The sequence below is a fragment of the Alteromonas sp. ASW11-130 genome (assembly GCF_026183735.1).
In the GTDB taxonomy this organism is placed as follows: Bacteria; Pseudomonadota; Gammaproteobacteria; order Enterobacterales; family Alteromonadaceae; genus Alteromonas.
This window is the reverse complement of record NZ_JAPFRE010000016.1, coordinates 191,891-212,387: the sequence shown is the minus strand read 5'-3', so window position 1 is coordinate 212,387 and position 20,497 is coordinate 191,891. Positions and strand designations below refer to the sequence as shown.

Annotated in this window: 20 protein-coding genes; 9 read left to right on the top strand and 11 right to left on the bottom strand. The window is 44.2% G+C overall.

All coding sequences use genetic code 11. From position 1 onward, the window contains the following. Positions 1-3 precede the first annotated feature (3 nt). The 4 genes from OPS28_RS06025 to OPS28_RS06010 form a co-directional block, all read right to left on the bottom strand. Positions 4-1,347: a class II 3-deoxy-7-phosphoheptulonate synthase gene (locus OPS28_RS06025; RefSeq protein WP_265608560.1), complete on the bottom strand. Its 1,344-nt coding sequence runs from the start codon at positions 1,345-1,347 to the stop codon at positions 4-6. A gap of 158 nt (positions 1,348-1,505) precedes the next feature. Continuing rightward, positions 1,506-2,264 carry an ATP-binding cassette domain-containing protein gene (locus OPS28_RS06020; RefSeq protein ID WP_265608559.1) on the bottom strand — a complete coding sequence of 253 codons (759 nt, stop codon included), beginning with the start codon at positions 2,262-2,264 and terminating at the stop codon, positions 1,506-1,508. After that, a complete protein-coding gene (locus OPS28_RS06015) occupies positions 2,261-3,220 on the bottom strand; it encodes a FecCD family ABC transporter permease (protein ID WP_265608558.1) in 960 nt (319 codons plus the stop codon). The genes OPS28_RS06020 and OPS28_RS06015 overlap by 4 nt, the downstream gene beginning before the upstream one ends. Then, positions 3,217-3,684, bottom strand: a complete 468-nt coding sequence (locus OPS28_RS06010; protein WP_265608557.1) for a low molecular weight protein-tyrosine-phosphatase — start codon at positions 3,682-3,684, stop codon at positions 3,217-3,219. The genes OPS28_RS06015 and OPS28_RS06010 overlap by 4 nt, the downstream gene beginning before the upstream one ends. A gap of 90 nt (positions 3,685-3,774) precedes the next feature. Between OPS28_RS06010 and pepE the strand changes: the two genes are divergently transcribed. Then, positions 3,775-4,488, top strand: a complete 714-nt coding sequence (gene pepE / locus OPS28_RS06005) for a dipeptidase PepE (RefSeq protein ID WP_265608556.1) — start codon at positions 3,775-3,777, stop codon at positions 4,486-4,488. Here pepE and bioD read toward each other — a convergent pair. The 4 genes from bioD to bioB are packed head-to-tail and all read right to left on the bottom strand — an operon-like array spanning position 4,468 to position 8,205. Next, positions 4,468-5,139 (bottom strand): dethiobiotin synthase, encoded by a 672-nt coding sequence (gene bioD / locus OPS28_RS06000; protein WP_265608555.1) that lies wholly within the window; start codon positions 5,137-5,139, stop codon positions 4,468-4,470. The genes pepE and bioD overlap by 21 nt on opposite strands. Before the next feature lie 2 nt (positions 5,140-5,141). Beyond that, positions 5,142-5,948, bottom strand: a complete 807-nt coding sequence (locus OPS28_RS05995) for a methyltransferase domain-containing protein (protein ID WP_265608554.1) — start codon at positions 5,946-5,948, stop codon at positions 5,142-5,144. Next, the gene (gene bioF / locus OPS28_RS05990) at positions 5,939-7,108 is read right to left on the bottom strand and encodes an 8-amino-7-oxononanoate synthase (protein ID WP_265608553.1); all 1,170 of its coding nucleotides are present in this window, start codon (positions 7,106-7,108) and stop codon (positions 5,939-5,941) included. Before bioF ends, OPS28_RS05995 begins: the two co-directional genes overlap by 10 nt. Then, positions 7,108-8,205: a biotin synthase BioB gene (gene bioB / locus OPS28_RS05985; protein WP_265608552.1), complete on the bottom strand. Its 1,098-nt coding sequence runs from the start codon at positions 8,203-8,205 to the stop codon at positions 7,108-7,110. The genes bioF and bioB overlap by 1 nt, the downstream gene beginning before the upstream one ends. Before the next feature lie 98 nt (positions 8,206-8,303). Between bioB and bioA the strand changes: the two genes are divergently transcribed. From bioA to OPS28_RS05970, 3 genes are all read left to right on the top strand, one after another. Continuing rightward, the gene (gene bioA / locus OPS28_RS05980; RefSeq protein ID WP_265608551.1) at positions 8,304-9,575 is read left to right on the top strand and encodes an adenosylmethionine--8-amino-7-oxononanoate transaminase; all 1,272 of its coding nucleotides are present in this window, start codon (positions 8,304-8,306) and stop codon (positions 9,573-9,575) included. A gap of 15 nt (positions 9,576-9,590) precedes the next feature. Further along, complete coding sequence (locus OPS28_RS05975) at positions 9,591-10,124, top strand: DUF2937 family protein (protein ID WP_265608550.1); 534 nt, start codon at positions 9,591-9,593, stop codon at positions 10,122-10,124. Between the two features lie 372 nt (positions 10,125-10,496). Next, complete coding sequence (locus OPS28_RS05970) at positions 10,497-10,778, top strand: hypothetical protein (RefSeq protein WP_265608549.1); 282 nt, start codon at positions 10,497-10,499, stop codon at positions 10,776-10,778. Positions 10,779-10,861: 83 nt separating this feature from the next. Here the strand turns inward: OPS28_RS05970 and OPS28_RS05965 are convergent, their stop codons facing one another. Both OPS28_RS05965 and OPS28_RS05960 read right to left on the bottom strand, forming a co-directional pair. Beyond that, complete coding sequence (locus OPS28_RS05965; RefSeq protein ID WP_265608548.1) at positions 10,862-11,986, bottom strand: GNAT family N-acetyltransferase/peptidase C39 family protein; 1,125 nt, start codon at positions 11,984-11,986, stop codon at positions 10,862-10,864. Then, the gene (locus OPS28_RS05960; protein ID WP_265608547.1) at positions 11,983-13,476 is read right to left on the bottom strand and encodes a RimK family protein; all 1,494 of its coding nucleotides are present in this window, start codon (positions 13,474-13,476) and stop codon (positions 11,983-11,985) included. The genes OPS28_RS05965 and OPS28_RS05960 overlap by 4 nt, the downstream gene beginning before the upstream one ends. Before the next feature lie 221 nt (positions 13,477-13,697). On the opposite strand from OPS28_RS05960, the gene OPS28_RS05955 reads away from it, so the two are divergent. Further along, a complete protein-coding gene (locus tag OPS28_RS05955) occupies positions 13,698-14,669 on the top strand; it encodes a calcium/sodium antiporter (RefSeq protein WP_265608546.1) in 972 nt (323 codons plus the stop codon). A 4-nt stretch (positions 14,670-14,673) separates the two neighbouring features. Here the strand turns inward: OPS28_RS05955 and OPS28_RS05950 are convergent, their stop codons facing one another. After that, a complete protein-coding gene (locus tag OPS28_RS05950; RefSeq protein WP_265608545.1) occupies positions 14,674-15,066 on the bottom strand; it encodes a hypothetical protein in 393 nt (130 codons plus the stop codon). A 254-nt stretch (positions 15,067-15,320) separates the two neighbouring features. Between OPS28_RS05950 and asnS the strand changes: the two genes are divergently transcribed. The 4 genes from asnS to OPS28_RS05930 all read left to right on the top strand — a co-directional run bounded on the left by asnS (position 15,321) and on the right by OPS28_RS05930 (position 20,244). Next, the gene (asnS, locus tag OPS28_RS05945) at positions 15,321-16,718 is read left to right on the top strand and encodes an asparagine--tRNA ligase (RefSeq protein ID WP_265608544.1); all 1,398 of its coding nucleotides are present in this window, start codon (positions 15,321-15,323) and stop codon (positions 16,716-16,718) included. 168 nt (positions 16,719-16,886) lie between these two features. Further along, on the top strand, positions 16,887-18,029 hold the full coding sequence (locus tag OPS28_RS05940) for a paraquat-inducible protein A (protein ID WP_265608543.1): 1,143 nt from the start codon (positions 16,887-16,889) through the stop codon (positions 18,027-18,029). Next, entirely contained in the window at positions 18,026-19,672 is a 1,647-nt protein-coding gene (gene pqiB, locus OPS28_RS05935; protein WP_265608542.1) for an intermembrane transport protein PqiB, read from the top strand. The genes OPS28_RS05940 and pqiB overlap by 4 nt, the downstream gene beginning before the upstream one ends. Next, positions 19,669-20,244, top strand: a complete 576-nt coding sequence (locus tag OPS28_RS05930; RefSeq protein WP_265608541.1) for a PqiC family protein — start codon at positions 19,669-19,671, stop codon at positions 20,242-20,244. The genes pqiB and OPS28_RS05930 overlap by 4 nt, the downstream gene beginning before the upstream one ends. Positions 20,245-20,497 lie beyond the last annotated feature (253 nt).

Here is a 20,497-nt window from a genome sequence, read left to right as displayed (position 1 = left end):
TAGTCAGGCTTGGCGCAGGTGATCGGCAACTAAAAATGCCATTTCCAACACCTGATCCGCGTTTAACCGAGGATCGCATTGGGTTTTATACGCTTGCTTCAGATCGTCATCGCTGATTTGGTAGGCACCACCCGTGCACTCAGTAACGTGCTGCCCTGTCATTTCTAAATGAATCCCTCCCGCATGGGTGCCCTCTGCGTCGTGAGCCGCAAAAAACTGCTTTATCTCACTTAAGATGGCGTCAAAGTTACGGGTTTTGTATCCGCTAGACGCTTTGAACGTATTTCCATGCATGGGATCAGAACTCCAGACAACGTGTCTGCCTTCAGTTTTAACCCGACGCAATAAACGGGGTAAATTTTCAGCAAGGGTATCTGCCCCCATTCGAGTAATGAGTGTTAATCGCCCGGGGTCATTTTCAGGATTAAGCGCGTCAATTAATCTAATCAACTCATCTTCCTGCATGGTAGGTCCTACTTTCACCCCTATTGGATTATGCAGGCCACGAAAGAATTCAATATGAGCATGGTCTAGCTGACGAGTGCGTTCACCTATCCATAGCATATGCGCTGAACAGTTGTAAGGCTTGCCGGTTAACGTATCAACTCGGGTAAGCGCCTGTTCATAATTAAGCAACAAGGCCTCGTGTGAGGTAAACAAGGACGTCTCATGGAGGGTGGCACTGGTTGTAGAATTAATGCCGATAACATCCATAAACGCCAGCGTATCCTGAATTCGCGTGGCCATATCATGGTAGCGTTCTTTAAGTGGATTATTTTCAACAAACGCCATGTTCCACCGGCTAACCTGATGTAAATCGGCCAGCCCGCCTTGCGCGAAAGCGCGTAACAGGTTAAGGGTTGCCGCACTATGATGATATGCCTCAAGCATACGATTGGGGTCTGGCCGACGAGCTGCTTCAGTAAACTCGAAACTATTGATTATGTCGCCTCGATAACTTGGCAGACTAACGCCATCTATAGTTTCTAAATCGGCTGAACGAGGCTTTGCGTACTGCCCTGCCATTCGGGTCACTTTTGTGACCGGGCACCGACCGGCGAATGTCAGGACAATTGCCATTTGCAGCAATACCTTGAATGTATCGCGTATTTTAGGTGCGTTAAATTCAGAAAACGACTCTGCGCAATCCCCACCCTGTAACAAAAAACCGTGACCTTGACTGACTTCACCAAGTTGACGATAGAGTTCTCGTGTTTCCTCGGCAAATACTAACGGAGGGTACGTACTTAACTTACTCTCAACCTTTGCCAGCTGGTGCTGATCTTCATACACAGGTTGCTGCAGAATGGGCTTACTTCTCCAGCTATCCGGACGCCACTGACTCACTTTCTCTCCTTAACTTTTGTACTAAGCAAAATGACAGTCTTGAACGAACACAAATGATCTACCCCTAAAGAGTATCCAAAACGTATTCATACATAGGCAGGGTAATTGTTGTTATTATTTTGGCGATACATACCTTGTTGAATTGAAGCTTACCACAGTTAACGGGGATCAGAAGCTCTTAAAGCGTCAATTTGCCAGCTATTCCCGCTTTCTTTTACATCAAATTGGCATTGATAAGTCCGCTCAAGAATATGTGGCGTAATGATTTCATCAGCACCGCCCTGCGCAATCAGTTTACCGTTTTGAAAACACCAGATTAAATCGGCGTAACGCGCACTATGATCTATATGATGCGAGCTTAATAAGAGCGTATTCCCTCTTTCGGCAAGTTGTCTTGTCAATGTAAGAAACGAAAGCTGATGACGTATATCCAACGCTTGCAAAGGCTCATCAAAGATAAGTAACGCTTGGCCGCTTTCGATTGCTGGCCATACTTGGATAAGCGAACGACAAAGCTCAATACGTTGCAGCTCTCCGCCAGAAAGCGCGGTGATGCTCTTTCTTAAAAGATGTTGTATTTCAAACGCTTGCTCAAGTTTTTGAGGAATATCCACTTTATTGAGTCGATAAAAACTAAGATATTCGTCGACGTGCAAATCGAAGACGGGTTGTACTCCCTGTTGATGAAAACATCTGAACGTGGCCAGCTCAGAAAGTGATATGCCTTTCAATTTTCGACGTTGATAAAAAACCTCTCCTGACGCAAACGCTAGTAATCCCGAAATGACCAGAAGCGCCGTAGATTTACCGGCACCATTCTCACCCAACACATGCACTACGGTGCCCTTTTCTACCTGACAGGTAACCTTATCCAGACGATCGTCAACTGATATATCGACGAGGGAAAGATAACTCATGCCCGCCACCTGCCGCGGTACAATACTGCTAACAACATCGGCCCCCCTATGGTTGCAGTTACCATAGAGACCGGTAAAGAAATGATGGCGAATAGTTCGGCTACCGCAACCACCAATAGTAGCAGCAATGCTCCTGTCAGGGCGGCCACCGGGAGTAATTTCTGATTATCGTGACCAACAAAGAACCGCATTACATGTGGTACCAGTAATCCGATAAATGCAATTGAACCCGATACTGAAACGGCCGCCCCCACGCCAAGCGCAGTCACTAATAAACATTTATTGATGAGTGATTGAGGGCTCACCCCTGCCGCCGCTGTTGCCAGCTCGCCAGCATAGAGAAGATTCATTTGTTTAGCGTAGTAAAGTTGAAAGCCAATACTAAGCAACATTATTGGCCCACTTAACGACAACAAGACCCAGTCGGCCTGATGCAAGCTGCCCATTATCCAAAAGGTAAGATTACGCATTGCGCTGGCATCGGCAATTAAATATAACCAGCCAATTATGGCTCCAGCTAAGGTAGAAATGGCGATACCTGCTAAAATAACCGCTGAGGCGGCATTGTTAAGGCGTCTCGCCATCTTGAAAATTAGCCAGGTTGAAAACAATGCACCGATAAAACAGCCAAAAGGTAATAGATAATGCATGGGCAAAGGTATCGCAAAAGGTACGAGCAATAATCCGGCGGCAAACAAACTTGCTCCGCTCGTAATCCCTATGATACCCGGATCGGCCAAGGGGTTTCGTAATACTACTTGTAATGTCCCACCACTTATCGCTAAGGTCGCTCCTACTAAAATAGCGTTAGTGATTAAGGGAAGTTGAAGAGTTAATATGATGTGATTACGTAACGTTGGGTCACTATAACTTTGCCAATCGTGCATTATAATCGTGCATGCTACCGCTATCACCGCCATCAGCAACGTATAGGGCAACCACCACCGTAGCTTCATTGCGTCTTTAAATGGGCAATTAATCCATCACTTGCCATTTCAATCAGTTCCAGTACAAGTTCAAAGCCTTTTTTCCCTCCGTAATAAGGGTCGGGGACCTCCGTATGGGGATCATCTGCAAAATCTAAAAATAACTTAATCTTATGGTGATATTTTTTCTCACTCATGTCTTTTAAGTTACTTAAGTTACTGTGATCCATTGCCAGAATATAATCAAAACGCTTGAAATCATCTTCCTGTACCCGTCGACATTTTAGCCCGTCAAACTTGTACCCTCTGGACTCTGCTACTGCCCGAGACCGTTTATCAGGAGGACTACCAATGTGGTAACCGTGCGTTCCTGCAGAGTCAATATCAACGCTAAGGCCGCTTTCCTGGACTTTTTGCCTAAAGACAGCTTCTGCTGTTGGTGAACGACAAATATTCCCCAGGCATACGAATAAGACCGCAGGTTTTTGCTGCATTAGAACCTTCCAATATAAATCTTTGTAACTTAACGCGATGCAGCCTAAAATGCCTTACATTATAAAATGTACCGGCTAATAAAAACGACTATGACATCACATGTATTAATGCTTAGCAGTTCACGTGCAGGAAATGAAGAATACCTGGAACATGCCAAACAACCTATTCTGTCACATTTAGGCGAAAGGCGCGAGGTACTGTTTGTTCCTTTTGCTGGTGTATCAATTGGTTGGGATGAATATACTCAGAAAGTTCAGACCGCGTTACCAGAGTGCAATGTCATTGGTTTGCATACCTTCGCCGAGCCATTACGCGCGGTACTTGAGTCCGACGCCAATAATCAAGCAATTCTTGTAGGCGGCGGCAACACTTTTCACTTACTTGCTACCCTTTATCATCATGGTTTAGTTGAACCTTTGCGCCAGGTTATTGGGGGAGGTACGCCGTACATTGGGTGGAGTGCAGGTTCTAATATATGTGGAGCGACGATTCGCACAACTAATGATATGCCCATCATCGAACCTCCTTCATTTAATGCGCTGAATATTCTGCCTTGTCAAATCAATCCGCATTACACCGACTTCCACCCGCCTGGACATAATGGCGAAACGAGAGATGACCGATTACAGGAATTCACCCGCTTAAATCCAACCACGCCCGTTATCGCGATTAGAGAGGGTACGGCACTGCTATTAAGCAAAGGTACATTGTCCCTAGAAGGCACCAATGACGGTTTTGTGTTTTTAGGCGAAAGTAAAACGACGATTAAAGCGGGCCAAGACCTAACCGAATATCTTCGCTAACTGACTTAACACTTTATCTGAACCTGGCTGTCCGAAGGGAATATCAGCCAGTTTCGGTGCTTCTAAATGCTTCTCCAGCGTTTCAATATTTTGTTGGTAATTTTGCATCTGGTCACAGAGTTGATTGGCTATCCACCCTTTGAGCTTCAACCCATCAGCTTTAATCGCTTCAGCTGTCAATAAGGCGTGATTTAAACAGCCTAATCGCATGCCTACCACAAGGATAACATCCATCTGCCAATGCTTTACTACATCCGATAAATAGCGCCCCTGCCCTATTGGCAAGCGCCATCCGCCGGCTCCTTCCACCAGAATAACATCCGGATTTTCCGCACGTAGTTGATTGATACCGTTGTCAATCGTTTCAATGTCGATAGATGTATTTTCCATTTCTGCTGCAATGTGGGGCGCGATAGGTGGCGCGAATGCGATGGGGTTTATTTGTGAAATAGAAAGTGAAATAGTAGAAGCCTGTTGTAGTGTCTTAGCGTCTTCGTTCACTAACTGATTATCAATATGTACCCCCCCCGCAGAAACAGGTTTGTAGCCCAGCGTAGTAAGTCCGGCACTAGCCGCGGCCATTAACAAATATCGACTGACATAGGTTTTTCCCACCTCGGTATCCGTACCGGTGATAAAATATTGCTGCATGTTTACTTTTCCATGATTAGATGACAAACCCGATAGGTCAACGGTAGTTTTCCATCCCGAGTTGCATCTTTTTGATAGGCTAAATTTAAGCGATTTAAGTCACGACGAGTAAAGATAAACTGGTTAGTCGTTGCACTATCGACCAAGGTGCCCGCCCCCACATATTTTATAGAATGAAGAAGAGGAAGAACGTGATTAAAATGAACGCAATACTCTCGCGTATCCATTTGCACTTTTTTAAATCCAGCTGACCGTGCGGCGTCTTGCCACGTGGCGCCTGCTACCAACGAGTTGTTCGCTTTAGGCTGTCCGGCGAGGATTCTGGCTCGAGCCAGTTCGTCAAATGAACCTTCGACCATAATGGCCAATGAAGCTTGCCCATTAGCTTTTAATACTCTGAATATCTCTTTCATCACTTGCGAAGGGTTTACACACCACTGCAGTGCCATTGATGAAAACACCACGTCGATGACATTTGGTTCTATCGGCAGTTGTTCAGCCATGCCTTCGATGAATTTAATATCGGAATAGCGCTGCTGGGCGTGCGCGACCATACCTGCAGCCAGATCAACACCGGTTACCCGATTGCAAAATTCGGTTAAGGCAAAAGTATGTCGGCCAGTACCACATCCTATATCCAAGCCATGACGATAGGATTTGCTGTTTATTAAAGAAAGTGCAGCTTTTGCGATATCTTCTTGCACCCCTGCATAATTATCATAACTGCGAGCTGCCTGTGAAAAACCTTTCGCAATCCTGACATTGCGTTGTAACAAATCAACTGACTCAGGCTTTCTCATTATTGACATACCTGCTCTCCCAGGGCGATTTTCAAAGCGTCTAATAACGCCTCAATGTCCTGCTGGCTGTGCTTCGCTGACAAGGTAATACGCAATCTATCTTGATGTTTTGGCACCGTGGGGTAGCGTATAGCCGTTACCCAAATACCTAATGTCTGTAATCGTTTCGATATATCCACCGCTTTTTGCGGGTCCCCAATAATAATTGGCTGGATGGCGGTATCAGAATCGGCCAGTGGTATTCCGAGCATACTGGCTTGCTGTTGAAAATAACCGATATTGTCCTGTAAAGCCTTTTGCGCACTGCCCTTTCCTATAAGTACTAGCGATTGCAACGTTGCTACCGCCTGGGCTGAGGGCATTGCCGTGCTGTAAATATAATGCCGGGCAAAATTTATTAGATAATCAATCAACGTTTGGCTGCCCGCAATAAAGGCCCCTGCCGTTCCCACAGCTTTACCAAATGTCGCCATGAGTATCGGAACATTGTCTTGCGATAGTGACATAGATTCAACCGTGCCTGCGCCGTCCTTTCCTAGCACGCCAAACCCATGCGCATCATCCAACATTAAGGGTGCCTGAAATTGCTCAGATAAGTTAACTAAATCTTTTACCGGCGCCACATCGCCGTCCATGCTAAACACTCCTTCGGACATAATCAGTTTTCTATCTGTGGAATGCTTTTCTAACAAAGCGTGTAAATGCTCCACGTCATTATGTCTAAATCGCCTCACGCTTGCTTCTGAGTGCAGTGCACCGTCAATAGCGGAAGCATGCATGAATTTGTCCGCGAATATGACTCCTGGCTCAGTAAACAAAGCCTGGCAAACTGCCTGATTAGCAGCAAAGCCTGAATTAAAAAGTAAAACAGCATCTCGGTTGAGCAGCGAGGCTAAATATGCTTCCAAATTAGCATGGGCGCGAGTGTAACCTGTCACCAGAGGCGAAGCTCCGGAGCCTGCACCGAACTGGGCCAGCCCCTCCACCCACGCTTGCAATACTTCGGGCTGCTGACGCATGCCCAGGTAGTCGTTGCTGGAAAAATTGAGAAAATGTTTTCCATCAATACAAATGACACCATCTTGTTCATATTCCACACACTGGCGGGTACGCAGATACCCACCAGCGGCCTTTTCGACCAGCGCTGATTGCATAAATGCCAGATTCATTAGCTTTCCGCAGGGGCTGCCTGAGCTTTTTTAGTGGCATCGTAGAAAAGATCATTTGTTGCGCTATTACTGACGATCTGTTCTGTTAGTGCTTGCTCGTACGCTTCATCTGAATAATTACGACTGCGCTCAGTGTTAATCCCAAGCTTTTTAAATAGCATCACATCTTCATGCGTTTCAGGATTAGACGTAGTTAACAGTTTGCAGCCATAAAATATTGAATTAGCACCGGCCATGAAACACATGGCCTGCATCTGTTCATTCATATTTTCTCGGCCCGCTGACAAACGAACGTGAGACTTCGGCATCATGATACGTGCCACCGCTATGGTCCGAACGAATTCAAAAGGTTCCAGATCGTCAACTTTGTCAAGGGGGGTGCCTTTAACTTTTACTAACATATTGATAGGTACACTTTGCGGATGCTCTGGCAAGTTGGCTAATTGCATTAGCAAGCCGGCGCGGTCTTCCGCGCTTTCACCCATCCCTACGATACCTCCAGAACACACGTTCATCCCTGCATCTCGCACATTTTGTAGTGTGCTTAAGCGATCTTCGTAAGTACGCGTAGTAATAATGTCACCATAGTATTCTGGCGAAGTGTCCAGATTATGATTGTAATAATCTAAACCTGCTTGTTTAAGCGCTACAGCCTGCTCTTGCGAAAGCATGCCGAGCGTCATACAGGTTTCTAATCCCAGCTTCTTCACCTCGGCTACCATTTTGGTCACGTAAGGCATGTCTCTCTCTTTAGGATTGCGCCAGGCTGCGCCCATGCAAAAGCGGGTGGAGCCAGTTGCTTTGGCTTCTTTAGCGCGCTCGATCACTTTTTCAATTTCAAGCAAACGCTCTTTTTCAAGGCCCGTATCATACCGCGCACTTTGCGGGCAGTACTTGCAATCTTCAGGGCAGGCGCCCGTTTTAATAGATAAAAGCGTACTTACTTGTACCTCATTGGGGTTGAAGTGCTGTCGATGTACAACCTGAGCTCGAAATAACAAATCATTAAATGGCAATGAAAAAAGTTGTTGAACTTCCTGTCGCGTCCAATCATGACGAATAGAGTCCGAAGATGAAGGCAGAGGTGCTGCGCTCATGGGCGATCCTTTACTAATTATTAATGCTGGCTTAGTCTATGCCTACTTTAGAAGTTGTCAACTCTGACCATTTCAAAAACTTTACAAATGAATAAATAATGAACAATATTGACTTTGATAAACGCCATATCTGGCATCCCTATACTTCGGCCACGAATCCGCTTCCATGTTATGAAGTAAAATCCGCAAGCGGGGTCAAACTTGAGTTAGATGGAAAGAAAGTTGTTGTGGATGGTATGGCAAGCTGGTGGTCGGCGATACATGGTTATAATCATCCCAGTCTGAACGACGCCGCCAAAGCGCAGATAGATCAATTCTCACACGTTATGTTTGGCGGACTAACACACGAACCTGCTATTAAATTATGTAAAACCTTGCTTGATATGGTGCCCCCAGGGCTAGAGCGAGTGTTTCTCGCTGACTCTGGGTCTGTTTCGGTTGAGGTTGCTATCAAGATGGCACTCCAATATTGGGCCTGCCAGGGTCGCAAAGATAAACATCGTATTGTCAGTCCTCGAAACGGATACCACGGCGATACTTTTGCCGCGATGTCAGTGTGTGATCCAGTCAACGGAATGCATAGCCTGTTTACTAATGTACTGACCAAACAATTGTTTGCCCCTGCCCCTCAAACACGATTTGGACAAACTTTCAGTGAAGATGACATTCTGCCACTGGAAGAGCTGTTTGCGAAGCATCACCATGAAATAGCCGCGCTCATTTTAGAACCGGTAGTACAAGGTGCAGGTGGCATGCGTATTTATCATCCGGAATATCTTAAGCGAGCGCGCCAACTATGTGATAAATACGACGCATTGCTAATTTGTGATGAAATCGCCACTGGTTTTGGTCGCACTGGGAAACTGTTCGCGTGCGAATGGGCTGAAATTTCACCGGATATTATGTGTGTAGGTAAAGCGCTCACGGGAGGGTATATGACGCTAGCTGCCACATTATGCAGCGAAGACGTGGCGCAGGGAATATGTCAAGGCGAGCCCGGTGTATTTATGCATGGCCCTACTTATATGGGAAATCCCCTGGCGTGTGCTGTAGCGGGAGCGAGTTTAGCGCTAATTAACGAAGGTCATTGGCGTCCCCAGGTTCAGGAAATTGAAAAACAGTTGCAACAGTCGCTCTTGCCGTGCGCGGAACTTGATAGTGTAGAAGAGGTTAGAATATTAGGTGCAATTGGTATAGTGGAGATGAAGCAGGCGGTGAATGTTGCTGAAGCGCAAGCATCGTTCATTAAAAACGGGGCGTGGATTCGTCCTTTTGGCAAACTGATCTATATTATGCCACCGTATATTATTTCACCGAAAGAACTACAAACACTAATGGATGCTATTTACGCATACGCCAGTTCACTTTAGGACGGTTACTGAAAAATGACGCTGTTTGTGAGGGTGCTAGATAAGATACTATTTGCAACGTTGCTTTTGGTAGCGTTGCAAGTGCCTATTCTTGCTGATCATTATCGCCAGTATTTAACTGGCTACTATGACGCAACTGCCGCCCAGGTTGAAGAATACAAAGCGTTATCAGTTCGCCATGGTTACACTCATCTAGAAGACATGCTGGCTGAACTTGAAAAAAGTAGCAACCCTGTAGTTAGAGACGATACACAAAACAAGGTTAACACACTTGCAATGCTTAAGGAGCTCAACGAGGGAATCAGGGTTCTGAATCGAGGTCATTATTACCAGCAGGCCTGGTACATGCTATCGCCGTCGCAAAACGAGACTTTACGGCGGGTCTTAGATAATTTTCACCCCTCTATTCCGCTTTCTCCAGAGGCGGTGGTTTTTAGTCTTATCTCGGCGATTATTATTAATGTAATTATGTGGGCCCCCTATTGGACGGCAGTAAAATTAAAACAGTGGAGACATAATCGCAAGTATCATCCTGCAGGCACTACGTGATTTCTATTCGTTAGCATAGGACAGCCTTCAAATATTGAAGAATAGAGGAAATAAAAATACATTTCACTTCTACACCAAACTCTACAAATATAAGAAAAAGCTACATACCTTTTTGATAAAAAATCTAAAGACGGTGCTCAGTTGCTCCCCAATAGCCTGACCAGCAGTGCTCCTTAATTTGTGCAAAAATAACCACTTATGACATTAAATTTTTTTTAGTTTGTCGGATTTGGCAAGTTCAGGTATCAGAATTGCTACTTACCTATTGAACAAAGCACCTTTTGACCAAGTTTGTTGATCTACACTCAGATCCAGAAAGCTTGATTTTAAAAGGTTTTCTATACAACATAATGGGTATTAAAGGTAGTAGAGATGTTTGATAAAAATACATTGTTAATCGGACAAGTGTTGCAAATCAGGGACAAACTTTATGCGAAACGCCATAGCATTCCTAGTTCACTAAAAAAAGAGTGGAAAGGCCTGCTTGAAAAAACCTCTAGTTTCGATGCGTCGAATACTATTAACCATGCAATCAAGGGACGCCAGACCACTAAACCTGAGACTTACAATGGTCATTCGGTTGATTTAGTGCAGTTGGTTAGCTCATTCAAGCGCTTTGAGTCAAAGATTTCCAGAAATCGCTCGACCCACTAGAAATGATAAGCCGTTACCTTACGTGCGGATGATCGCTTTTTGGTTTAAGCGATAGACCTTGTCAACGGCAGTATTGTACTAGCCTACTTGTCAGGCCGGAACAACACGATAGCTGAGCGAATTTTACGCTTTCCATAACAGGTGAAGCGAAGAAAATCCTCACGCGCCACTGGAATATGCTGAAATTCGAGCAAGTGACTTTCGTAAGTAGTCGGATCAGAGTCATGCAAATAAAAACACTTGTCATCTACATGTGTGACTGCCACCCAATGCGGCGCTTTTAACTTGGCTAACGGATAGGTACTAATTAAGCATACCACTGTCCCACCCGCTTTTAATGCGGCTTCCAAGTCGGCTATGCCCCAATTAAATTTCTTGACTGGTACATTTGTTCGATTCGCTTGCTCTTCGAAGTGTGACTCTACCAGCGTGATTATGTCTTTTTTGTGTTGATTCCGAACCCCTTCAACAAACAACGGCAATGCCTGATTAAGCCAAACTTCTGATTGATAGCCTTGCTCATGTGCCGCCAACGCTAACCCAATTGGGTGACACCCTCCGTGCCCAGATGTCATGTAAATGGTGGTTGCCCTTCTCCATAAATCAAGTTCAGTTTGTTGACGCATGTCAAATTCAGGCGACAGTTTTTTCATTGCCATCATAAGTGCCGCCGGGCCGCAGGTAAATTCAGTAGTCTGTCTGTACCACGGATATATATCCTGTGCTTTGGCTTTGTTGGAAAAGCGTAATACCTTTTGCATACGTAATGCATCGCTATGGTCTTCATAGTAGTCCGTGTATATACCAAATCGCTTAAAGCCTAATCGTTCATACACAGAAATAGCCGCGACATTATTTTCAGAGACTTCTAAGCGCATAAAATGTTTGCCGCAGCTTACCGCAAACTGTTCAAGGTCATTTATCAGTTTTTCTGCCAGTTTATTCCCCCGGGCTTGGGGTAATACAGCGATCGAATAAAGCCTGGTTAACTGTGTTCCCTGGCGTAAAAGAAGTAACGCATAGGCCATTACTTCACCGTTAAGTGTCGCCACTATCAGCCGCGCGTGACTGGCGCCTATGTAATAACGCATCCTTCTTTCGCTCAGCCTATCGTTGCTAAAGCAACGGTGTTCAATTTCTCCTAACTTTTTCAAGTCATCCAGCGTAGCCTGGCGAAGTGTCACTAGACCGCTTTGAATGTCGCTCATCGACCTCTTTGCTCAAGACGATTAGCAAACTCCTGCATAATTAGCTGATACAGCTCTTTACCCAAATAATTATCTTCTACCCCTGCGTCAATACTTGGGTTATCGTTTACTTCAATAACGTAAACCTTGTTGCCTGACTGTTTTAGATCGACGCCATATAGTCCATTTCCTACCACTTTAGCTGCTTTTATCGCGGCCTGTAGCACAGGTTTGGGCACCTCGAATGTTGGCATAGTTGTAAATCCACCAGAGCTAACTTCGTCTCCTTTATGATGGTATATTTGCCAATGGTTACGCGCCATAAAGTATTTACAGGCGTAAATCGGCTTGCCGCCCAACATACCAATCCGCCAGTCAAATTCAGTAAATACATATTCCTGGACCAAGACTAATGCCGATTCGGCCAACATTTCTTTAAGCTTATTTTTGAGCTCTTTGGGGTGTTCAACTTTATAAACGCCACGACTAAATGAACTTTCAGGCAGTTTTAAAACTAAAGGCATGCCTAAGTCTTCAATCAGTTTATTACATATCTCTTCGTTTGCTTCTGATATTAACTCGCTACGCGGGGCGGGAACTTTTTGATAAGTAAAGGCATCTTGCAAAAATACTTTATTACAACAACGCAAAATGGATTCAGTATCATCTATTACGATCAGCCCGTCTCGTTCTGCACTGCGGGCAAGTCTATACGTGTGATGATCAATTGCCGTCGTTTCGCGAATAAATAACGCATCGAATTGAGCCAGGTCTTGTGGTGTTAGCTTGGTGACAAGCTGCGCATGAAAACCTACCTTTTCTGCTGCTTTCACGAAGCTTTTCAATGCTTTTTCATCACTGGGAGGGGTTGGTTCATCTGGATTAACTAAAATCGCCATATCCCAGCGCATATGCTTGCCCTTGCGCACACCTTGCCACTGCCGCGTTGTATAGGCTCGTAACTCTTCAATACAGTCGGCTTGTAGCTCACCTGGAAGCTGACGTAATCCTATTGCTTCACATTCGACAAAACCGAGGTTATGGGGTTTGGCGTGCGCTTTTGGGGTTGACTCCCATTCCTGAGCAAGATGCAACGTAAGTTGTAATATTGGGCACGCGTATTGATTAAATGCCTTAGTCGCAATCTCTTTAAAATATGGTGCATTTGAGCGACCAAAAAAAGCGTAAAATGTTGTAGGCAAAGAAACATCTTCCGGCATCGAAAACTTTTCTGGTAGAGAAATACGTACTGCACCTTTACCCGTTGGATCCAAACGCAGGTCGTTAATCGTATTGACGCTAGGAAGGACTCGGTGACTGCGAGCCTGCGCTAGTAATGAACAATAGTAACCTTGACTCAAATACTTATTGGTATCGCATAGATTGATCACCCGCGTCTTAGGCTCATTCAATTTAGGAAAGTCAGCTAGATAATCATCAAAGCTGATAACAGGCAAATCGGTATCAGAGAAGAGCGTGATATCGTCAGTTACAATTAAGGTGTTGTGCATTAGCAGTTAAAAATTCCAATAATTAATTTTATGGATCTGATTGTGGTCAAGAAACTAATAAATACCAAATCAGGATTACCTTTATGGTGTCGCAGTGTATACAATGTCGCAAAATTACAAAGTGATATTTGTGTATATTTTTTTATCGTCACCATTAATAAATGCAATCCTGCTAACTTATTAAAAAAATTAAGAAATAGCAGAACAAATAAGGAGAAAAAATGACTCTGGCGATTATCGCAATTATTGTAGGTCTACCCGTTTTGCTGTGGAGTGCGGAAAAATTCATAAACGGCTCTGCCGGTATTGCCAATCATTTTGGGGTGTCCCCTTTACTTATCGGTATGTTAATCATAGGTTTCGGTACATCCGCCCCCGAAATTATCGTCTCAATATTTGCGGCATTACAGGGAAACGCAGGCATCGCATTGGGTAACGCCTATGGTTCTAACATTGCCAATATAGCGCTAATCCTGGGTTTAACGGCATTGATCAGCCCTATAGCAGTGCGTTCCGAAATAATTCGTCGTGAACTTCCTATCATGTTAGCGATTATGTTTTTGGCTGCATGGCAACTGCTTGATTTTGAAGTGTCCAAAGACGATGCGTTTACGCTTATCGGTATTTTTATTCTGTTAGTTTCATGGAGTGTCTGGCAAGGAATACGTGGAGATAAAGATGCCCTGGCAGAGGAGTTCAGCGAAGAAATTAGCCACGCTGACACATCCATCAAAATGAACTTAATATGGCTCGTAGCTGGTTTACTGCTGCTCATTGCGTCATCGAGAGTATTGGTTTGGGGAGCCGTTGAGGTTGCCACCTTCTTTGGGGTAAGTGATACGATAATTGGGTTGACAGTCATTGCGATTGGTACATCATTGCCCGAATTGGCATCGTCGTTAATGGCGGTAAGAAAAGGCGAGCATGACCTTGCGCTGGGCAATGTGATTGGTTCGAACATGTTCAATACTTTGGCTGTTGTGGGTATTGCCGGATTAATTCAACCCATGAGTGTGGAGCCCATTTTCCTCTATCGCGATATCGTATTTATGTTGGCTGCATCAGTCGCGTTGCTTATTTTCTGTATCGGTATTAAAGGGCCCGGACGCCTTAATCGCTTAGAAGGTGGCGCCTTTGTCAGTGCGTATATTATCTACACTTACTTCTTAATTAATTCTGCATTTATTAATTAAGCGATTAACCCATAATATTGATAGATAAGGTAAACAAACTGACTATAGAAATACCCACCAGAATAAATAAATTAATACCGTAATAGTCATTGCGCCGCCTTGTGCGGCGCGCTCTTAACAGCATAGCAACCAGGCTTAACCCCAGACACAGCTGTAATAAAGCAAATAGCCGAGTTACATGTTCCCGCGACCATCCAGTACTGGCTTCAATTCCCCAATATTCCTGCACACCGCTGACAAACTCGGGCCGGGCAAAGTGGAAAGTAATAAGCGCAGCCACTAATATGGCCCAGGCCAATGAATTAATAACGATTATTAGCCGATAGAGCCCATCTTTAATTTTCGGCTTATGGCGTCGGTCTAGCGGGCGCCCCTCTTCTGTCTTTTTTCTTCTCATATCGTTACTAATCTCTGGTAACCCATCGAAGGATGAGTATACTAGCTCCCATTAGCTATTAACGTCTATACGGTGTATGTCTGACAATCAGGCTCACCCAGAAGGTGAATAGCCTCACCGTACAATCAACTGATGTACGGATAGTATAAATTACATAAATTGTAGTAAGTAAAAAGTATAGCAGTGAGTGCACAAATAAACTAAGTGTGCGAAGATACTTGCCAATATTGACACAAATTATCGGAGACTGAACAATGACGCATGCGCCCGTTGTCGACGTACTTAAAGGAAAGTACGCGGTTGGCGAACAAGTAACAGTAAAAGGCTGGGTAAGAACACGTAGGGATTCTAAAGCAGGTCTTTCGTTCGTAGCCCTCCATGATGGTAGCTGTTTCGATCCTGTTCAGGTTATTGCGTTAAATTCGTTATCTAATTATCAGGATGTTCAGCGTCTGACCGCCGGTTGTGCAATTTCGGTGGTGGGGTCCGTTAAAGAGTCAAAGGGCCAAGGCCAATCAATTGAAATCGAAGCTGAATCAATAGAAGTCGTCGGTTGGGTCGAAAATCCGGATACGTATCCGATGGCGGCAAAACGTCACTCCATTGAGTTTTTACGTGAGTATGCGCATTTAAGACCGCGTACTAATGTTATAGGTGCAGTGACCCGAGTACGCAACTGTCTTTCACAAGCGATTCACCGATTTTTTCATGAGCGCGGATACTATTGGATTAGCACGCCTATTCTTACCGCAAGTGATACCGAAGGTGCCGGTGAAATGTTCCGCGTATCCACACTTGATATGATGAATATTCCCTACACTGACAAAGGTGATGTTGATTACAGTCAGGACTTTTTTGGTAAAGAAACCTATTTAACTGTTTCTGGCCAGTTAAATGTTGAGACCTACTGCAATGCCATGTCGAAGGTATACACCTTTGGCCCAACATTTCGCGCCGAAAATAGTAACACCTCGCGCCATCTTGCTGAATTTTGGATGATAGAACCTGAGGTGGCCTTTGCGGATTTATCAGATATAGCGCAATTAGCCGAAGATATGCTTAAGTATGTTTGTAAGGCGGTGCTTGACGAGCGCGCTGATGATATGGCTTTCTTCGCGCAACGCATCAATAAAGATGTTATTAATCGTTTAGAAAAACTGATCAGTTCAGACTTTGTTCGTATGGACTACACGGATGCTATTGAAATTCTGAAATCCTGTGATAAAAAGTTTGAGTTTCCAGTTGACTGGGGGATTGATTTATCTTCCGAACATGAGCGTTACCTGGCCGAGGAGCATGTGGGTGCACCTATCATCATGCAAAACTATCCCAAGGACATAAAAGCATTCTACATGCGCTTAAATGATGACGGTAAAACTGTTGCGGCGATGGATATTCTGGCACCAGGTATAGGCGAAATTATCGGGGGCTCACAACGTGAAGAACGATTGGACGTATTTGACCAACGTTTAGAAATTATGGGATTGGATAAGGAAGACTACAGCTGGTATCGCGATTTACGACGCTATGGGACAGTGCCGCATTCAGGCTTTGGATTAGGTTTTGAACGGTTAGTCGCCTATGTAACAGGCATGCAAAACGTTCGTGACGTTATCCCCTTCCCAAGAACCCCCGGCAATGCTAGCTTTTAATTGCTAAGTCCTTAAAAAAAAGCGATTTTTCTATCAGCCAGCTAATCTGATTAGCTGGCTTTTTAGTATCTATTGAAGAATGATATCGGATCCAGCCAATCCACCATTTTGTGTACATCCACAAGGGTAAATTGGTATAAATTAACTGGGTAGAGTGTAAGGCGCTAAATGACAACCCCTCACGGCCTGAAAGTTTCTTGCAGAGATTGTGGCAAAGTAAGTTATTTACCATCATTGCAGCATAAGCAAAAAGCAGTATGCCCCCGATGTGGTCATACTTTGTTAACGTATCGCCACAACGAAACGCAAATAACGTTAGCCCTGGCCTTCAGTGCAGTCGTTCTGCTTTTTCTTTCGCTTTTATTTGATTTCCTGACTTTCAAATTAAATGGTCAGCTACATTCATTGGATTTGTGGTCAGCTTTAGCGGTGTTGGCAGCTAATAAATATTTATCACTGGCTATCATTACCGGTTTGGCGACTGTTATTCTTCCAGCAATATTATTAATTGGAGTGTGCTGGTTAATGTGGGCGAGGATGACGCATCACTATTCCCCTTATTTGAGGCGCGTCTACAACATGGTGATGCTGGCGCTACCCTGGAGTATGGCAGAAATCTTTTTAGTCGGAATATTGGTGAGTCTGATAAAGATTACGTCACTGGCAGATATAGATGTTGGCCCCTCTTTTTATGCATATTTCGGCTTTACAATTACGATGAGTTCCGCCTTATTCTATTTTGACGCCTCCCAAACCGCGTATTGGGTACATGGCAGAAAGGTACCCGAAGAAAAGCCGCTCGATTCGACTACGGCCAGCACCAGTATTCAACGTACATGGGCGCTGTTATTAACCGCTACGCTATTATATATTCCAGCCAATATATTACCCATAATGACTACCAGCATATTCGGTAGAAGCGAGCCTAGCACCATCATTGGTGGCGTAATAGCACTGTGGGAAATGGGCTCATATCCCATAGCAATTATTATTCTGATAGCCAGTGTGGTCGTGCCCGTAGCAAAAATTCTGATTTTAGCGTGGTTGAATTTAAGTGTGCAATCAGGGATGTTGAATAATCCGCAAGTACGTATTAAATATTTTCGATTAGTCGAATGGATTGGTCGTTGGTCGATGATTGACGTATTTGTGGTGGCAATTCTAGTTGCACTAATTCAACTAGGTAATACCTTATCAATCTACCCTGGTCCGGCTGCTTTAGCGTTTTGTGCTGTGGTGTTTGTCACCATGTTAGCTGCTATAACCTTTGATGCTCGAATGATCTGGCAAAACAGGAAGTCTGTTGTATGAACGAAAATGCGCATATCAAGCCCACATCCACCGTATCCAAAATTTGGATAATTCCTATTCTAGTGCTGATTGTGGGCGGATGGCTGGTTTGGTATCAATGGAGTAATCAGGGTCCTATGATCACTATCGAAATGCGATCTGCGGCGGGTATTGAGGTCAATAAAACCCCGATAAAGGTACGTGATTTAAATATCGGCCAAGTAAAGAAAATTGAATTGAAGCAGGATCTTGAGGGCGTTTTGGTGCATGCCCGTATTGACGCAGGTGCTGCTCAACTGCTTACTGATAAAGCACAATTTTGGGTGGTATCACCGCGAATTAGTTTCTCTGAAGTCTCTGGGCTAAGCACACTCTTATCTGGTGCATACATCGCAATGAGTGCAAGTGATAAGGGTGTAGAGCAACATCATTTCGTGGCGCAGGAACGCCCCCCTGTAACGCCGCCAGGAACGCCCGGGCTTCACCTTTCTTTAACCAGTGATGACGAACTAGCCTATAAGCCTGGCGATCCTATTATCTACAAGGGTTTCAAAGTGGGTGAATTCGAAGATTCTTCTTTTAATATTGATGAACGTGTTGTTTATTACGAAGCCTTCATCGAAGCCCCTTACCACAAACTTATTACTCAAAATACACGGTTTTGGAACGTGAGTGGCGTCAAACTTAATTTGGAATCAAGTGGAGTGAAAATTGAAACCGGAAGTCTTGAAACTTTGTTAGCAAATGGGATTACATTTGGTATACCCGAAGGAGTATATCCGGGCGAACAGGTAACAGAGAATGCATTTTTCACAATCTTTGAGGACCAAACTGCGGCAATAAATGCCAGATTTAAATTAGCCGCGGAGTACTTATTACTAATAGATGAAACGGTTCGTGGATTGAAAGTTGGAGCACCGGTTGAATATCGTGGTATAGAGATTGGCGAAGTTCGCAGCATCAATGCTGGCGGTGTAACAGAGGGCAATATTTTACAAGAAGATTTTCCTATTCCTGTGGTTATTTCGATTTACCCTGGCAAAGTGCGACAGGATGATAGTGAACAAGGATTGGAATTTGTTAAACAAACCATGAAAAAGTGGATAGCACAGGATTTACGCGCCAGCCTTCGTATGGGTAATGTGTTGACAGGTGGGCTTTACGTAGATTTAAACCACGTAGAGGAACATAAAGCGATACCACTAAGAACCATCAATGGACTTGAAGTCATTCCAACTGTGTCCAACGAATTTACGCAGCTAACGCAAAAAGCAGATGCTATTTTAGATAAAATCAATCAGCTTCCTTTAGATACATTAATTGGTGATATCGGAACAGTTATCGCAGATTTAGGTGAAGCAGCAACCTCGGTTAAAACAACTGCGGACAACTTTGACACACTGGTTAAAGATATTGATGCTGAACAACTCAACGGTAACCTGAATGAGGTACTTGATGAAATGTCAGCTCTCCTACGTAACTTTTCCGAAGGAGGGTTAAGCAAATCAGAAACACAAGAAACCATGGATTCATTGCAAGAAACATTGCGCAATATCCAACCTATATTATTACAACTTAATCAGAAACCTAATGGACTGTTTTTTGCTACAGGCAGCGAAATGGATGTTCAACCTAAAGCGAAAAACTCAGGAGCAAACAAATGAAGTCAACATTCTGGTTAGTATTGATCGTAACGTTTCTGACAGGTTGCGTTTCTCAGTCAATTAATTTGAATTACTACCTGTTACATTCGCCTCAAAGCGCAATTACAGCTGATAAGCAACCTCGTTTTCAGATTTCATTACAAAAGCTGGCATTACCGGAATACTTGAAACAAAGAAGTTTAGTTATGCAAACCAGCGCAACCACTTTGCATTTTTCGCCCCACCATGTTTGGGCTGAACCAGTTCAAAGTGGTATGATTAAAGCCTTAGAGCATGCGCTGTGGCAACACCACCACGTTTTATCAGTACCCGTTACTCTGGCAACACACAACGAAGTATTACCGCACGCAGAAATCGCTATTGCAGTGGATGATTTTTTACCGGTATCTAATGGAGAAGCGATTTTAAGCGGCAAATATTGGATCCAGTTTCCCGATAAGAGTAAGAAGATGTATATCTTCAATTTACGCCGTAATCTAAATCAAGATGGGTTTGATCACGCTGTTATACAAATGCAGGAATTAATTAATGCGTTAGGGGATCATATCGCCGCCAGACTAAATTTATCCTGATGGTATAGAATCACTCATTCAACACGTCGGACAGATATAATGCCTTAACCCTTCGTCATCCGGATTCTCCTTCGTCGTCCCGTATCTCCTTCGTCTTCCCGATGAAAATCGGGACCCCATAGCCTGTTATCGTGAACGCAAATAATCAATATAGCTCTGGTAGACAAGAAATTTCAGCCCTCGTTGTGTACAAAGGAGATCGTGATTGCCATCACGATGTCGGGTGTTTTTACAGTTCGGCTACTACCTCGCT

Coding starts and splice junctions, on each gene's coding strand:
- OPS28_RS06020 (WP_265608559.1), bottom strand. CDS start 2,264: ATGAGTTATCTTTCCCTCGTCGATATATCAGTTGACGATCGTCTGGAT.
- OPS28_RS06015 (WP_265608558.1), bottom strand. CDS start 3,220: ATGAAGCTACGGTGGTGGTTGCCCTATACGTTGCTGATGGCGGTGATA.
- OPS28_RS06010 (WP_265608557.1), bottom strand. CDS start 3,684: ATGCAGCAAAAACCTGCGGTCTTATTCGTATGCCTGGGGAATATTTGT.
- pepE (WP_265608556.1), top strand. CDS start 3,775: ATGACATCACATGTATTAATGCTTAGCAGTTCACGTGCAGGAAATGAA.
- bioD (WP_265608555.1), bottom strand. CDS start 5,139: ATGCAGCAATATTTTATCACCGGTACGGATACCGAGGTGGGAAAAACC.
- OPS28_RS05995 (WP_265608554.1), bottom strand. CDS start 5,948: ATGTCAATAATGAGAAAGCCTGAGTCAGTTGATTTGTTACAACGCAAT.
- bioF (WP_265608553.1), bottom strand. CDS start 7,108: ATGAATCTGGCATTTATGCAATCAGCGCTGGTCGAAAAGGCCGCTGGT.
- bioB (WP_265608552.1), bottom strand. CDS start 8,205: ATGAGCGCAGCACCTCTGCCTTCATCTTCGGACTCTATTCGTCATGAT.
- bioA (WP_265608551.1), top strand. CDS start 8,304: ATGAACAATATTGACTTTGATAAACGCCATATCTGGCATCCCTATACT.
- OPS28_RS05975 (WP_265608550.1), top strand. CDS start 9,591: ATGACGCTGTTTGTGAGGGTGCTAGATAAGATACTATTTGCAACGTTG.
- OPS28_RS05970 (WP_265608549.1), top strand. CDS start 10,497: ATGTTTGATAAAAATACATTGTTAATCGGACAAGTGTTGCAAATCAGG.
- OPS28_RS05965 (WP_265608548.1), bottom strand. CDS start 11,986: ATGAGCGACATTCAAAGCGGTCTAGTGACACTTCGCCAGGCTACGCTG.
- OPS28_RS05960 (WP_265608547.1), bottom strand. CDS start 13,476: ATGCACAACACCTTAATTGTAACTGACGATATCACGCTCTTCTCTGAT.
- OPS28_RS05955 (WP_265608546.1), top strand. CDS start 13,698: ATGACTCTGGCGATTATCGCAATTATTGTAGGTCTACCCGTTTTGCTG.
- OPS28_RS05950 (WP_265608545.1), bottom strand. CDS start 15,066: ATGAGAAGAAAAAAGACAGAAGAGGGGCGCCCGCTAGACCGACGCCAT.
- asnS (WP_265608544.1), top strand. CDS start 15,321: ATGACGCATGCGCCCGTTGTCGACGTACTTAAAGGAAAGTACGCGGTT.
- OPS28_RS05940 (WP_265608543.1), top strand. CDS start 16,887: ATGACAACCCCTCACGGCCTGAAAGTTTCTTGCAGAGATTGTGGCAAA.
- pqiB (WP_265608542.1), top strand. CDS start 18,026: ATGAACGAAAATGCGCATATCAAGCCCACATCCACCGTATCCAAAATT.
- OPS28_RS05930 (WP_265608541.1), top strand. CDS start 19,669: ATGAAGTCAACATTCTGGTTAGTATTGATCGTAACGTTTCTGACAGGT.